Genomic DNA, 14,713 nt, shown 5'->3' with positions numbered 1-14,713 from the left:
GACCATAAGTGCGTGATTGCAAAGGGTGAAGCCTTTGTTTGCATGGGCAGAAATGCGGCGCTCCAGGCGGCGGAGGTCAGCGCACGGATTGGCGAAGGTGCTGGCATGCTCATCGCCCGGGAATCGCCCTGACGGAGGCCCAGCCGCGTGCCATCTGATGCATTCGCATGGGCGATGAACGGTGCGGAACGATTGCAGGTGCGGCGGGTAGTCCTTTCGAACGTGCCCGGGGAGCTTGTGCCCGGTGAATCAGCGCCATGCCGCCATCATCTGGTCAGGCCGTTCTGTCGCATCACTTCGGAAGGACGCCCTGATGTACGAGACTTTTCCCGCTCTGGTTGCCGATGACAGCCAGGAGCATTTCGCGCAGCCCGAGATGTCCAGCCCTGCGCGGCTGGCACTGATTGGCGGCTTTCTGCCCCGGCGCTGCGGTATCGCCACCTTCACCACCGATATGCACGCGGCGCTCAAGGCGCTGGTGCCCGACATGGCGATTGATGTCTATGCGATGGCCCCGGCAGCAGACGCCAACGCGTTCGATGGCCGGGTCTGCAACACGATCGTCGAAAGCGATCCTGCAGCCTATCTCGACGCTACCGCGCGCATTGAAGCGAGCGGCGCGGATGTGATCTGGCTGCAGCACGAGTTCGGCCTTTTTGGCGGCCCCGCTGGTGACATGATCCTCAGCCTGCTCGACCATGTGGCCGCGCCGCTGGTCGTCACCCTGCACACCGTCCTTGCCAGCCCCGATCCCGAACAGATGCGGGTGATGACGCGGCTCATCGCGCGTGCCAGCAAGCTGGTCGTCATGTCCGATCTGTCGCGCACCCTGCTCACCAGCATCTATGGCGCGGATGAAGACCAGATCGCGCTGATCGCGCACGGCGTGCCTGATCGCCCCTTCGGTCGCGGCGCGCGGTTTAAGCAGCGCTTCGGCTTTGTCGGGCAGAAGGTCATCCTGACCTTCGGGCTGCTGTCGCCGGGCAAGGGCATCGAGGCGATGATTTCGGCGCTGCCGCAGATCGTCGAGCGGCATCCCGATACGGTCTATTGTATCGCAGGGGCGACCCATCCCAATCTGGTGGCGCAAGAAGGCGAGGCGTATCGCGAATCGTTGCAGGCATTGGCGCGCAAAGAGGGCGTGGAGGGTCATATACGCTGGATCGACGCTTTTCTCGACACCGATGAGCTGCTCGACCTGATCGAGGCGGCCGACATTTTCGTGACGCCCTATATCGGAGCGCAGCAATCGACATCGGGCACGCTCTCCTATGCCATGGCGCTGGGCAAGGCGGTGGTGTCGACCCCTTATGCCCATGCCGCAGAGCTGCTCGCGGACGATCACGGAAGGCTGGTCGATTTTGGCGACAGCGATGCTATGGGCCGCGAAATCGCGCTGCTGCTGGATGATCCCGAAGGTTTGCGCGATCTGCAGAAACGGGTCTATGGACGCGGTCGCAAGATGATCTGGCCGCGTTTTGCCGAGCGCACGCTTGAGGTGATCGAGGCTTCGCGGCTGCCGGTAGCGTCCGATTCCGTGCCCGAACGCATCGGCATTCAGGGCCTGGTCCGGATGTGCGACAGCACTGGCATTCTGCAGCACAGCATTCACGGCATCCCCGATCGTCGCCACGGCTATTGCGTCGATGACAATGCCCGCGCGCTGATGCTGATGCATCGCCTCGACGGACAGGTGCGCCGCGAATGCGGAGAGCGTACCACGGTGTTTGCTTCGTTCGTGCAGCATGCCTGGAACCCGGACAGCGGAGAATTCCGCAATTTCATGGGCTTCGGGCGCAACTGGCTGGAAGATGTCGGGTCAGAGGACAGCTGTGGCCGCACGCTCTGGGCGATCGGGATCACCGCGCGGCATGCGCATGACGCCGGGATGCGGCGCTGGGCAGCCGAACTGTTTGACCAGACCGCACCGTCTGCCCTGGGCTTCCAGTCTCCACGCGCCATCGCCTTTGCCATGCTGGGGTCCGCGAGCCTGGCGGAGTCTCAGCCGCATCATGCGCTTGCCAACAGGATCATGCACCAAGGCGCGGACAGGTTGAAGGCACTGCATGCCGCCGTCGCCAAGCCCGAATGGAACTGGTTCGAGGACGTGCTGGCCTATGACAATTGCCGTTTGTCCGAGGCGATGCTGCGCGTCGGCGTCCATCTGGGCGATGACGCGATCATCGCCTGCGGGCTGGAGACACTCGACTGGGTGATGGCGCTGCAGACCGCACCCCAGGGCCATTTTCGTCCGGTCGGCTCGAACAGCTTCGGCCAGAGCTATGTCCGGCCCAAGATCTTCGATCAGCAGCCGGTGGAGATTTGGGCCGCGATCGATGCGGCTGCGGCCGCCTGGGACGTCACGCGCGATCCGCATTGGCTGATCCATGCGCGGCGGGCCTATGACTGGTTCGATGGTCACAATGACCGCAATGTGGAAGTGGGGGATCCGGTGACAGGAACGAGCAGGGACGGCATCAACCCGCGCGGGTTGAACCTCAACGAAGGCGCTGAGTCGGTGCTTGCCTATCAGCATGCCTTCTATGCCCTCCAGGCGTTGATGGCCAAGGTGGGCGTGCAACGCTGGTGACCAGATTGACCCAGCACGAGCTGCGGCTGCATGCCGACCCCACCCGCGTCGTTGTGCGACCCTTTCATCTTGCATGGCAGGCTTCAGGGCCCGATCTGGAGCGGGTTCAGCGGCTCGCGCGCGAGATCATCGCGCTCGATGCCCGCACCGTCCGGGCCGAACTGGCCGTGGTGTTGCGCGATTTTGCCGATCGTCACCGCCAGATCGAACAGGTCTTTCAGGACCGGTTTGACGAGATCGAACCGCGGCTGGGGCTGGAGGCTCCGCTGCGCCGCGAGACAGAATTGCTGATCGGGGCCTATTTCTGCCACGAGTACAGCTATGCAGCCGCCGCGGTGATGAACCCGAGCGTGGTGCACCATCCCGATCAGAGCGGGCTTGAGCCCGGCAGTATCCGGATTGTGCTGTCGTTCCGGGCGGTGGGTGAAGGCCACATCTCGACGATCGCCTTTCGCGAAGGCGTCATCACCGCGCAGCGCGGGATGACCCTGGTGCCGCAACCGCCCTTTGCCACAGCAGCAATGGCAGGCCCCGCCACCGACCCGATCACCAACGATTCGGTCACATTGCACCGGCAGCCTGACAGCAGTCTGTCCGGCACAGTGATCTTTCCGATCACCGAGGCCCAGCGCAACGGGCTGGAGGATTTGCGGCTCGTTGAATTCGAGGGCGAGGACGGCGACATCGAATGGATCGGCACATACACCGCCTATAGCGGCCGGGACATCCGGTCCGAACTGCTGCGCACCCACGATTTTCGCGATTTCACGCTGGCCCCGATCAAGGGCGGGGCAGGGCGCAACAAGGGCATGGCGCTGTTCCCGCGCAAGATCGATGGTCGCTACTGCATGATCGGACGGCAGGACGGCAAGAACCTGTATCTGTTGCGGTCCGACAGCCTTGACCATTGGGAAGGCGGCGAGCTGCTGCTGGAGCCGCGCTACCCTTGGGAACTGGTGCAGATCGGCAATTGCGGCGCGCCGATCGAGCTGGACGAGGGCTGGCTGGTGCTGACCCATGGCGTGGGCGCGATGCGCAAATACGCCATCGGCGCGATGCTGCTCGACAAGGCCGACCCGTCCAAGGTGCTGGGGCGCACGCCCAACCCGATCCTGTCAGCGGCAGACGAGGACCGCGAAGGCTATGTGCCGAACGTGGTCTATACCTGCGGCGCCATTCGCGTCGGGGATGACATCTTCCTGCCCTATGGCGTCGCCGACAGCTCGGTCTGCTTTGCATTCCTGGCGATCGCAGACATTCTCATGGCCATGGATACGGTCGCCGTCTGAGCCTGGCGGGAGGGGCGTTATCGCGCGCTTCTGACTGCGAGCAATGCACCCTTGCCAGCATGCGGGATCGGTTCGAGGCCTTGCGGCAAGCTCAGGCGATCGGGCACCTCACCAACGATCCACACATGGGTGAACGCATGCTGCGGGAGACGGGCGAGGGCGCGCGAAAGCCTCGGATACTGGGGCTTTTTGCAATAGGCCGCGTGAACGAATTGCGAAGGATCGTGCTCGAAAGGAAAGGCCTCGGGATAGTTGACGTCCAGCGGATTTGCACCAGGCACCTTCCACATGCTGTTGACGAAGACACTGCGGCGGGCCAGCGCCACCCCGCCCATATGGGCCAGCATCGGCAGTTCCCAGGTCCCTTTGCACGGGGTCACCAAAAAGAACGCTACGCGTGATCCTTTGGGGATGGACTCGATGGTCGGGAGAACTTGCGCGACCGACTTTTCGCCCGCGATATAGGAAGCGCCCGTCACGAGCGTCCGCGCGGCGAAGAAAGCGACCGCCAACAGGCTCAATAGCCGGAGCGTCTTTGCATCCAGCCTTTTTACAGAGATCCCTAGCAGGGCGGTGATCATGACGTAGGGCACCAGCCGCATATCGGCGAACAGCGATCCAAAGACCTTCATCGGCACAAGCATGAAGCTTGCAAAGCACACGATCGCTGCAATGCCCATGCGCCGGTCGATCTCGACATGCTTGGTGCGGATGGCCCAGTAGATCAGCATGACCACGAAGACCAAGGACGGGATGTCAAAAATGGCCCATCTGGTGCGGAAAACAGAAATCAGCCATTGCACCTTGTAGCCGATGTACCATCCCATCAGGTCCAGCCCCCCGGTCCCTGATCGCCAGGCGACCATGGGCACGAGGGGAAGCAGCAGCGGCCAGCATGCAATGACGGCCCGCTTCAATACAGCCAGGCGGCTGCTGCCGGCGGCGAAGGCCTGCGCAAGCAGGCACGATCCGCACAACAGGCCGAGGAAAGCCCAGCCATAGGTGTGGCACACCCAGATCGTCACGCTGGCCACCGCCAGCCACATCTGCGAGGCAATGGTGTTGCCCGATCGCTGCAGGCGCAACCACATGACGAAGGCCAGCAGGCCGAGCGCCATGCTGAGCGAGAAATTGAGGAAACCGTAGTTGAACGGCATTCCGTAGATCAGCGGCAGGGCAGCAACCGCAAAAGGCGTCACCCTGCCATGCAGTTCCTTGCTCAGCAGCAGGATCGCAGCGGCCGCGATCGCCTGCGTGGCGATAACGACCACCCGGATCGCGGTTTCAAGGCCTAGGACTGTGTACAGGGCGTGCACCAACAGGTCGGCCCCCAGATTGCCGAGCAATTGCCATTGGTAGGAATAATATTGCTGAAGTTCGGGCCGGTTCTGCAGATCGGTCTGCAGGACATAGCGCCCGTAATGGCCATACATATCCACCAGTGGCGGCATCCCCACGATCAGCAGGGGAGAGATGGCGGTGAGGCATAGCAGCAAAAAGGCCAGGCGGGTATCGAGCCCGATCATCCGGGCACCGCCCACCGCATGATCCATTCTGTTGGCAGACCCTGCGAGCATCATACGGCATTTTCCCGTCTGAAAACGAAAATTCGGGACAGCGGATAGAATACGAGCGTGTAGGACGCGACGGCGATCACCTGCGCGATCGGGCTGGCCTCGCCAAGCACCGACTGCGCAAGCAGCAGCACGGCCATGTTGACCCCGTAGGCGGTGACGAAGACCGCAAGAAACCGAGCGATCTCCATCGGCACGATCGCTCCCCGCACTCCGAAAACATAATGCCGGTTTAGCAGGAACGAGCAGGTCAGACCAAAGGCAAAGCCAATGATATTGGCGGTGACGCCGCTAGTCCCCATGAACAGGCAGAAGAAGATAACCGAAAAGCCGACGATCGAGTTGGCAATACCAGTGACCAGAAAAGGGATCAGCTGCCAGATCTGCCGTCTGACGATCGAACCCCAGGATTGGACAGGCCGGCTGCTGGCATCTGCCGGCTGGCGAGTACGATCGTTCAACGGCACGGAATTGCTCGCACGGCCCGCTCTCCCGCCGACGGGCCAGGCGCTTTGGGCAACAAGGAGGTTCCCTGACCGGCAAGTATAGACTTTCCGGAAAGAAGGGTTTCGACTTGCACGCAAAGGTTCCTCCGGCAACGCGAAGCCTGATTAGCCGGGAATGGTAAACGCCCGGTTAACTACTTGGTCGGGCTTGTTCCAACCCTGCAATGCGCTGCCTCTGTATGCGGTCGGGTGACCGTGGAGCCAGGAATCGAACGACCAGCACGAAGGCCATCGTCAAGCGTTCCGGGGACGCGCGACGGAGCTAAAATGACGCCCGGCGTATACGTTCCATTAACCATCCACGCTTAAGCTTTCTGGCAGGAAAGGGATGTATGACCTACCAGCCCATCGACAGATTTGTTGCGGACCGAGAGGCAGTTCTCGGCCATCCGGCCTTGTGGGGTCTGGTGCAACCTGCGGTCGAGGTCCCCTTCATCTCGGTTATCGTGCCGGTCAAGGACGAGGAGGAGTCGATCGCTCCCTTTGTCGCGCGTGTGGCGGCGGTTCTCGATCTGGTGGCGCCGCACGGCAATTGGGAGATCCTTTTCGTCGACGATGGCAGCAGCGATGCGACGCTTGTTGCGATCTGCGGCTTGCATGAGCGCGATCCGCGGGTGCGCGCGCTATCGCTGTCGCGCAATTTCGGCAAGGAGGCGGCGCTTTCGGCGGGGCTCGATTATGCCGCAGGCCAGGCGGTCGTCCCGATGGATGTCGACCTGCAGGACCCGCCAGAAGTTCTGGTGGACATGGTGGCGAAGTGGAAGGCCGGTGCCGAGGTCGTCTATGGCGTTCGCCGCAATCGCGAAACCGATACCCGGCTCAAACGAGTCACCGCCGATCTGTATTATCGCACGCACAACGCCCTGAGCCGCGACAAGATTCCCGAGCATGCCGGCGACTTCCGTCTGCTCGATCGCAAGGTCGTTGAAGTCATCCGCAAGCTGCCCGAGCGCAACCGCTTCATGAAGGGCCTGTATGCCTGGAGCGGGTTTCGGCAGGATCTGGTCGAATATGATCGTGTTGAGCGTGTCGTTGGCAAGAGCAAGTTCAACTACTGGAAGCTCTGGACGCTGGCGGTCGACGGGATCACATCAGCATCGACCGTGCCTTTGCGCGTCTGGAGTTATCTTGGTGCCCTCATCGCACTGTTCGCGCTAGGCTTTGCCGCTTTCCTCACCATCAAGACCGTCATCTTAGGAGCAAGCGTCCCAGGATACGCGTCGATCATGGTTTCGGTGCTTTTCCTCGGTGGCATCCAGCTGATCTCGTTGGGCGTGCTGGGAGAATATGTCGGACGGATTCTCACCGAAACCAAGCAGCGGCCTATCTATGTTGTGCGCAAGTGCATCGGCCTAGACGCTGTAGAATCAGTCGCCATGACCAACCCCGTCCCCCACAGATAGGCCAAACCGGTTTCTCACAGTTAGGAACGTGAACTCGCCAGCACGACATCCGTTTTCGGGCCAATCTCCATGCGGATCCGAACCCGATGCGGCGCAGCCTGCATAGTGCTCGCCCGGCCTGGGTGGAGGGGATGCTGGCCGGGATTGGGCCGGGGCGCCAAGGTCTAAAGGTCAAGGTCGGGTGCTGTTCATCTACCCGGAGTTTGTCGCGCACCGGGACAAATGTCATCACGATCGACATTAACCCGGACGTCATCGACGGCGGGCAGGGGACTGCCCATGTCCGCGATGCGACGCGGCCTTTCAATGGCACAAACAAGGACGCGGTGTTCTGTTCGGACGTGCTTGAGCATGCCCCGCCGGCGCGCTCGCGCGAAACCGGCGCTTCAATTAGTCCGGCAGGGTCTCGCTCAGTGTCGCATACTGACCGCAAACCATCTGGCCGGCGCACGGCCCGCCTTCGCGACGGATCTGAAATTGCAATTGCATGATGGTGAGCCCTGCTGGGTTCGAACCAGCGACCTACTGATTAAAAGTTAGAAATGGCAGGTCCCAAGCGATTTCGAGCGGTCCTGTAATCATTGAAAGATAACGATAAAATATCCTGTGCCTTCCCAAGCCGTCCCACGGTATTTGCTTGATTTGTTACCTAAGGTAACATATTTTGCGACCCACTGATTTTTGGAAGGCAGGCGAAATGGCAGCGGCAACGACCCTCACAGATGCAAAGCTCAAGGGCTTGAAGCCACCGGTTACCGGGCAGGTTGAATTGAGCGATGCGCAGGTGCCTGGACTCCGCGCCCGCATCTCCCCGCGCGGATCGATCACGTTCATCATTCGCAAGCGGATTGGCGACCGCGTCCGCAACATCACAGTTGGCCGTTATGGAGAGCGGTTTGGTATCGCTGCAGCCCGTAAGCACGCCCGGACGATCCTGAGCGATATTGAGGCCGGGAAGGACCCGACAACCGCGCTTGCCTCACAGAAGCGGACCGGGGCAGCGGGTGGCACCATTCGCGCGCTGTGGCCAGCATACAAGGCAAGCAAAGCCGATTTGCGATCAATTGGCGAGGTCGAGCGCATCTTTGACCGATACATCTTGCCCGCCTTAGGGGACCGAATGGCCGACGCCGTGACGCGCGCCGATGTTTCCGCCGCCATCGATAAGATTGCTGAGACTGCGCCCGTCATGGGCCGCGCCGTTCATGCGCAGCTGAGCGCGTTCTACAGTTGGGCCATGCCTAGGCTCGACCGGTTGCCTAGCAACCCCTGTCGGGACGCGGGCCGACCCGCGAAGCCTAAAGCGCGTGACCGGGTGCTAACCGATGACGAGTTGCGCGCGCTCTGGCTTGAAGCTGAGGCGCAACCGCTGCCTTGGGGCGCTGCGGTCAAGTTGCTTGTATTGACGGGCCAGCGGCGCAGCGAGGTATTTGAAGCCGAATGGCCCGAGTTCGACCTTGATGCAGGCGTCTGGACGATCCCAGCGGCGCGCGCAAAGAACGGCGCTGCGCATATTGTGCCCCTATCCGGCGATGCGCTGGCGGTCTTGAGTGCGATCCCGCGCACCGATGGCAGCGACCGGGTTTTTCCCGCCGCTGGCAATGCCGACAACAGCGCAAGTGGTATCTCTAAGGCAGTGAACCGCTACCGCACGGCGATCGACAAGGCGCTATGCAGGGAAGGGGGCGACCGCTGGACGCTCCACGATATCCGGCGGACCGTCGCAACCGGCCTGCAGCGGCTGGGTGTCCGGTTCGAGGTGACCGAAGCCGTCCTGAATCACGTATCTGGGTCAAAGGGCGGCATTGCTGGCGTCTACCAGCGGCACGATTGGGCGGCAGAGAAGCGCACGGCGCTTGATGCATGGGCCGTCGAGCTGAGAAGGGTCGTGCACGGCGAGGCCGACGCGGGCAACGTGGTATCGATTGGTGGTGCAGCATGACTGGAAACACGGCTGATCTGGCGCAGGCATTCAACGATATCCTGCCAAATGACATCGACCTTGCGCCTTTCGTCGAGTGTGGAAGGCATTATACGATGCTGCTTGCCAGCACGCGACAGAGCAACGCTGATGCGCGCGCTGAGTTGACGAGGCTTGAGGCTCAGGCAATGGACCTTGCCGATACACTTAGCAGTCTTTCCATTGGCGTGGTGGAAGCGCTAACCGTTGCTACGATTCAGCACGGCGAGTTGACGATTGCCGAACGGGTGGCGTCTGCCCGAAGCTTGGCCGGGTGGGCAGCGGTAGCCCTGCGGACAATGCCTGAACCAGTGAAAGGCCGTGCGGCTTCCCCTAATGGCTTTTTGGTGCGGCGGCTCAAAGCGGCGCTCGATCAAGCTGGCTTGCCCGCTGATGCAAGCCGCACTGGCAACCTTGTGCGGCTTTTCGCGGCGACTGTGAAGTTCGCAGGGCAAGCCGTAGTCCGGCCAGATGTTGTCGTCCGGCATGAGCTGGGGAGCGTGCTTAAAAAGGGAAATTCAGAGGCTATTTTATAGGCGGCGACAGGCCCAAAAACATGCGTAAGTTGCTGGACCATCCCATAACGAAAGGATGGTTCAATGACACAGCTTATCAGATTGCCCGATGTTATCGCGCGCACCGGCAAGAGCCGCAGTCGCATCTATGCCGAAATCGAAACAGGCGAGTTTCCCCGGCCCGTCAAGATTGGCGAGCGCGCCGTTGCTTGGCCCGCCGCTGACATTGACGGTTGGATTGCTCAGCGCATCGCCGCCCGTGACGCGGGGGTGCAGCCATGACCGACGCAGCCTTTGCGCCGATCTTCGCGGCGCTGCAAAGCAGCAATGTTGAGCTGCGCATCTGCGCGCCCGGTGGCTTGATCGCCATGCTCGATGATGCCCCGACGCTTATGTGGATCGATGCTGCAAACGAGGGACCGCCAGAGTTTCCCGGCCTAGTCGATGCGCTCGCTCAATGCAGGGCGGCAGTCATTTTGGAAACGCCGCCGCACCCGGCGCTCTATACGACCGCTACAGCCGTTGCCGTCATGGGGCATCACGCCGCAATCATCCAAACGTGTCCGGAGTTCTTCCCGGCTTGGGTGGCGCTGGCCGAGCACATGGGACTGCCCGCCGCGCTGGCGATGCGCAAGCCAGCATCTGACACCTTCCAATAAACAAGAGCGCCCGCGTCACAGTGCATGGTGAGCGGGCGCAGGGGCATACAATAATGGAACACGACCACAGCGGCACGCCAGCGTTGGCGGATATTTGGGCAATTCCAGTTGCCAAGGGCTTTAGCGTTTTTCCGCTCAAGCCGAACCGCAAGAATCCCACTGGTCCTTGGAAACAATGGCAGACCGAACACGCCGCGCCCGAGCTTGTGGCACATTGGGCAGGCAATCAGGCGCTCAATGTCGGTATCGCTACCGGCGCGCTCAGCGGGTGCATCGTGATCGACCTGGACAACGATGACGCTGTTGCGCGGGCATATGCCCGAGGGCTTCCCGATACGCTGACAGCGCGCACGCCGCGCGGCCTGCACGTTTATTTGAGGCATCCGGGCGGGCGTATCCGCAACGCGGCATCAATCGAGCCGGGCATCGATCTGCGCGGCGATGGTGGCTTTGTCGTGGCACCGGGTAGCAGATTCGTGCCAACGCCCGACGAAGCTGCAGACGGGAAGCGCGAGGGAGAATACGCTTGGATCGATGCAAGCGTGCCGCTGGCTGATGCACCAGATTGGACATATGCGGCGCATCGCAGCGAACGGGGCGACCGCACGGCATCGGAAGCAGCGGCTTATCGTGGCCCGTCCGCTTATGGCGCGGTAGCGCTTGACCGGGAGCTGGCCACGTTGACCGATGCGCCGCATGGCAAGCGAAACGAGCAGATTAACGCCAGCGCGTTTGCAATTGGGCAGCTGGTGGCAGGTGGCTGGCTAGACGAATTGCCGACGCTTGAGGCGCTCGAATTGGCGGTAGAACAGGTTGGCAGCGACCCGGCTAAGGATAACGACACGCTAGAGCGCGCGTTTGCCGCTGGGATGGCCGCACCGCGCGTCCTGCACGACCCTGAGGCGGCTTTTGGTTCAGCGCCGCCGAATGCGCCGGTCTGCCTGAGCCGAGAGGCGCAGCGCGCCGAAAACAAGCGTATCGCATATGAAGACCCCGGCGCTGATGCGTTGCCTGCGGTGATGTCGCTTACCGAGATGCACGCGCGTCTCGTCTATATCGGGCAGACCGCAGCTATTGCCGACCGGGAGACTGGCCGCATCCGCCAGCAAGAGAAGGCGCATGGCGAGTATGCAGCAAGCAAGTTTGAGTTTATCGACGATTCCGGCAAGCCAAAATCGATGCCCGCGCTCAAGGCATGGGTAGCATCGCCCGCGCGCGTTACGGTTGACGTCCTGACTTGGGCACCCGGCGAACCCGTTATTTGCCAGCCGCCCGAGGCGGTTGATGGGGCGACGCGCGCTTACAATTCATGGCGAGGGTTTGCCCCGATCAATCCGCCCACCGATTGGCGCGAAAGAGTGCAGCCGTTCATCGATCACCTGGCCTATCTTGTGCCCGAGCCTGCTGAGTTGAAGCGGTTCACGCAATGGCTTGCGCATATACTGCAGCGACCCCACGAGCTGCCACATACGGCGATGCTGATGGTAGCGGAGCAGACCGGCATCGGGCGCAATCTGCTAGCAGCAATGCTGGTGCGGGCGTTGCGCGGTCATGTCGCGGCAGGCGTTCAATTGGGCGAGCTGCTTGACGGCGCGTTTAATGGCAGGCTGAGCAAGCGGCTGTTGGCGATAGTTGACGAGGTGCGCGAAGGTATGGGGGAAAAGCGCTATGTGCGCGGCGAGCGCCTCAAGTCGCTGATCACCGAAGAGCATCGCCTCATCAATCCGAAATATGGAACGCAGAGCATCGAGCGTAACTGCTGCCGGTGGCTGATGTTTTCCAATCACCGCGATGCGTTGCCTTTCGATCACAGCGACAGGCGCGTGATGGTGATTGAAAATCCGCGCACGCGCATGTCGCCGCAATACTATGCGCGCCTCTATTCCATGCTGGACGATGCTGCGTTTGTTGCGGCTGTGCGGCAGTATCTGGCAACCTATGATCTAGCAGGCTTCAATGCCGGGGAGCATGCGCCCATGAACACCGCGAAGGCTCAGGCGCTCGATGCAATGATGTCCGATGTTGAGCGGGCAGTTATGGATTTTCGGGATAACTGCCGCAGCGAGCTTACCACGCGCGCGGCAGTTCAAATGCACGTTGCGGCTGAATGCCCCGGCAAGCCGGTCAACGATGCCCATCTGACGCACGCGATTCGACGCGCTGGAATGATACTAACGGGCGCGCGGCGCAAGCTGTCGTGCGGTCGCACTTCAATGATTATCGTTGGAGGTGATTGGACGCCTGAGCTGATCGCTAGCGCATCGACTGAGGCGCTTGAACGGGCGCTTGCCGCATAGCCGTGCCACCCAAACCACCTAAACCACCCGATCCGTAACGAGTCCAAAAACATAATTTCATAGTTAGCAGAGTTTCAGGAAACGGGTGGTTTGGGTGGCACGGGTGGCACGGATTGCGGTTGCGGCTTCCCAGCAAATTCCAAGGGGTAGGGGGCGATATTATCGCTAGCCCTAATTTTGGCGAAACCGACGCATATCCGGAATGATAACGCTATCGAGGTTTTTCAATCAATCAAGTTGACAATGTACCTTCGCGCCGCGACGTTGGGGGCGCTAACCGAAACGGACTTGAGCCATGATGACTGACACCGCCTTTTTGCAATCTGCCCGCGCAATCGTTCAATACCTCGACCACGCTGCAGACCAGCGTGCCCTGTCGCCCGATGACCGATGCGCGCTCGCCAGTATCGCTATCGTGGAATTTTTATCGCGGCACAAACGATCCCCGGTGGCTGCAGTGGAATATCTGAGGACGGTAGCGGACCTTATGGAACGGCAGTATTTATCTATTGAATCAACATGTTAGGTGCACTATAGCATAGTTCTACCCGGTCATCCGGAGGCCCGCAGGTGCTAACTCCTGCAGAACCTTTGACGATTGATTGGGGACCACCATGCTTACTACTGATATTCTGCTTGCGCGCCGCGCCGAGCTGACCGATTCCGCCCGCGCTATCCTTGTTGACATCGAAAACTGCACCGATGACCGGCGCGCTGCTGAGCTTACGGCGCAGCATGACGCCGCAATGCGCGAATTTGACGACAACGAACGCTTGCTGGCGAGCGCATCGCGGCTTGATGCTGCAGATGCATCCACCGCGCTTGTCCGGTCTGCCGTTGCCGCCCGCCGCCCGGTAGGCGCTGACACGATCATCAGCGGCGACGGTGAAGCGCTCGCCCGCCGGTCGGTTTGGCGCGACAGCGCGGGTGCGGAGGTCCGTTGCCTTGCGCCGAACGAGCGCGTTGCAACCGAACGCCATCGCGGGCCGGAGCTTGGCGACATCATGCGCGCGATGATCCTTGGACCGAATGGCGACGCGGAACGCCGCGCGCTCAGCGAGGGCAGCGACAGTGCGGGCGGTTACACCGTCCCGACCCCACTAGCGCGCGAGTTCATCGACCGCTTGCGCGCTCAATCTGTGCTGATGCGTGCCGGTGCGCGCACCGTGCCAATGGACAGCGAGACGCTGGCTATGGCGCGGCTGGAAACTGATCCCGTCGCGGCTTGGAAGGCCGAAAATGCATCGTTCACGGAATCCGACCCTACCTTTGGCCGGGTGCTGCTGGAGGCCAAGACCCTGCGCGGCTTGGTCAAGGTGAGCCGCGAGCTGCTGGACGACAGCGTCAACATTTCTCAGATGCTGCAGCAGGCGATGGTGCAGGCGTGCGCGCTGGAATTCGACCGCGCTGGTCTTATCGGTTCTGGGACCGCGCCTGAGCCGCGCGGTATCCTCAATACGCCGGGCATCAATGCCATCGAGCTGGGCAGCGGCAACGGTGGCGCACTCGACGGCTATGATGATATTGCCGATGCGCTCTACGAGCTTGACCTGGACAATGCCGGAGAGCCCACAGCCGCCATCTGGCATCCCCGCCTGAGCCGCTTCTATACCAAGTTGAAGGACGGCGATGGTCGACCGGTTCAGCTGCCCGAGCGCATCGCCGCAATTCCGAAGTTGCCGACCACGCAGCTGCCGATCGATCAAGAGGTAGGCACGGCGGATACCTGCACTAGCATGTTGCTTGGCGACTTCACGCAGCTGCTTGGCGGCATCCGTTCGGATATTCGCATCGAGCTATTGCGCGAAACCTTTATGGGCAATTTCCAGTATGGGTTCGCGTTCTGGATGCGCGCCGACTGGCAGCTTGCGCAGCCGAAGGCGTTCTGCGCCATCACCGGCATCACCAGCTAACGAGCTA

The 14,713-nt window shown here is 61.4% G+C and carries 12 protein-coding genes; 10 read left to right on the top strand and 2 right to left on the bottom strand.

The features are described from left to right. The first annotated feature begins 313 nt into the window (after nt 1–313). Together LI72_RS05900 and LI72_RS05895 are read left to right on the top strand one after the other, a co-directional pair. Nucleotides 314–2,590 (top strand): glycosyltransferase family 4 protein, encoded by a 2,277-nt coding sequence (locus LI72_RS05900; RefSeq protein WP_081984751.1) that lies wholly within the window; start codon nt 314–316, stop codon nt 2,588–2,590. Beyond that, a complete protein-coding gene (locus LI72_RS05895) occupies nt 2,587–3,879 on the top strand; it encodes a glycoside hydrolase family 130 protein (RefSeq protein WP_052129537.1) in 1,293 nt (430 codons plus the stop codon). Before LI72_RS05900 ends, LI72_RS05895 begins: the two co-directional genes overlap by 4 nt. Nucleotides 3,880–3,896: 17 nt before the next feature. Here the strand turns inward: LI72_RS05895 and LI72_RS05890 are convergent, their stop codons facing one another. After that, nucleotides 3,897–5,432, bottom strand: a complete 1,536-nt coding sequence (locus LI72_RS05890; protein ID WP_033924859.1) for a hypothetical protein — start codon at nt 5,430–5,432, stop codon at nt 3,897–3,899. A gap of 23 nt (nt 5,433–5,455) precedes the next feature. Next, complete coding sequence (locus LI72_RS05885) at nt 5,456–5,920, bottom strand: GtrA family protein (protein ID WP_197051831.1); 465 nt, start codon at nt 5,918–5,920, stop codon at nt 5,456–5,458. Nucleotides 5,921–6,291: 371 nt separating this feature from the next. On the opposite strand from LI72_RS05885, the gene LI72_RS05880 reads away from it, so the two are divergent. The 8 genes from LI72_RS05880 (at nt 6,292) to LI72_RS05850 (ending at nt 14,706) form a co-directional block, all read left to right on the top strand. Then, complete coding sequence (locus LI72_RS05880; protein WP_081984664.1) at nt 6,292–7,362, top strand: glycosyltransferase family 2 protein; 1,071 nt, start codon at nt 6,292–6,294, stop codon at nt 7,360–7,362. Nucleotides 7,363–7,448: 86 nt separating this feature from the next. Continuing rightward, on the top strand, nt 7,449–7,853 hold the full coding sequence (locus LI72_RS20710) for a methyltransferase domain-containing protein (protein ID WP_156139492.1): 405 nt from the start codon (nt 7,449–7,451) through the stop codon (nt 7,851–7,853). A 206-nt stretch (nt 7,854–8,059) separates the two neighbouring features. After that, nucleotides 8,060–9,304, top strand: a complete 1,245-nt coding sequence (locus LI72_RS05875) for a tyrosine-type recombinase/integrase (protein ID WP_033924857.1) — start codon at nt 8,060–8,062, stop codon at nt 9,302–9,304. After that, on the top strand, nt 9,301–9,858 hold the full coding sequence (locus LI72_RS05870) for a hypothetical protein (protein ID WP_033924856.1): 558 nt from the start codon (nt 9,301–9,303) through the stop codon (nt 9,856–9,858). The genes LI72_RS05875 and LI72_RS05870 overlap by 4 nt, the downstream gene beginning before the upstream one ends. Nucleotides 9,859–9,921: 63 nt before the next feature. Then, entirely contained in the window at nt 9,922–10,119 is a 198-nt protein-coding gene (locus LI72_RS05865) for a helix-turn-helix transcriptional regulator (protein WP_033924855.1), read from the top strand. Continuing rightward, nucleotides 10,116–10,496: a hypothetical protein gene (locus LI72_RS05860; protein WP_033924854.1), complete on the top strand. Its 381-nt coding sequence runs from the start codon at nt 10,116–10,118 to the stop codon at nt 10,494–10,496. Before LI72_RS05865 ends, LI72_RS05860 begins: the two co-directional genes overlap by 4 nt. Nucleotides 10,497–10,549: 53 nt before the next feature. Next, nucleotides 10,550–12,793 (top strand): bifunctional DNA primase/polymerase, encoded by a 2,244-nt coding sequence (locus tag LI72_RS05855; RefSeq protein WP_033924853.1) that lies wholly within the window; start codon nt 10,550–10,552, stop codon nt 12,791–12,793. 614 nt (nt 12,794–13,407) lie between these two features. Beyond that, nucleotides 13,408–14,706 carry a phage major capsid protein gene (locus LI72_RS05850; RefSeq protein ID WP_052129536.1) on the top strand — a complete coding sequence of 433 codons (1,299 nt, stop codon included), beginning with the start codon at nt 13,408–13,410 and terminating at the stop codon, nt 14,704–14,706. Nucleotides 14,707–14,713: the final 7 nt, after the last annotated feature.

The sequence above is a fragment of the Sphingomonas sp. 35-24ZXX genome, from assembly GCF_000786215.1.
Taxonomy (GTDB): Bacteria; Pseudomonadota; Alphaproteobacteria; order Sphingomonadales; family Sphingomonadaceae; genus Blastomonas.
Note: the sequence above shows the minus strand (reverse complement) of the source record. Positions and strands in the feature narration are given on the sequence as shown.

Excerpts from the sequence above, each read along its gene's own strand:
- LI72_RS05870 (WP_033924856.1), top strand. The coding sequence starts at position 9,301 with ATGACTGGAAACACGGCTGATCTGGCGCAGGCATTCAACGATATCCTG.
- LI72_RS05850 (WP_052129536.1), top strand. The coding sequence starts at position 13,408 with ATGCTTACTACTGATATTCTGCTTGCGCGCCGCGCCGAGCTGACCGAT.
- LI72_RS05860 (WP_033924854.1), top strand. The coding sequence starts at position 10,116 with ATGACCGACGCAGCCTTTGCGCCGATCTTCGCGGCGCTGCAAAGCAGC.
- LI72_RS05865 (WP_033924855.1), top strand. The coding sequence starts at position 9,922 with ATGACACAGCTTATCAGATTGCCCGATGTTATCGCGCGCACCGGCAAG.
- LI72_RS05900 (WP_081984751.1), top strand. The coding sequence starts at position 314 with ATGTACGAGACTTTTCCCGCTCTGGTTGCCGATGACAGCCAGGAGCAT.
- LI72_RS05890 (WP_033924859.1), bottom strand. The coding sequence starts at position 5,432 with ATGGATCATGCGGTGGGCGGTGCCCGGATGATCGGGCTCGATACCCGC.
- LI72_RS05855 (WP_033924853.1), top strand. The coding sequence starts at position 10,550 with ATGGAACACGACCACAGCGGCACGCCAGCGTTGGCGGATATTTGGGCA.
- LI72_RS05880 (WP_081984664.1), top strand. The coding sequence starts at position 6,292 with ATGACCTACCAGCCCATCGACAGATTTGTTGCGGACCGAGAGGCAGTT.
- LI72_RS05875 (WP_033924857.1), top strand. The coding sequence starts at position 8,060 with ATGGCAGCGGCAACGACCCTCACAGATGCAAAGCTCAAGGGCTTGAAG.
- LI72_RS20710 (WP_156139492.1), top strand. The coding sequence starts at position 7,449 with ATGCGGCGCAGCCTGCATAGTGCTCGCCCGGCCTGGGTGGAGGGGATG.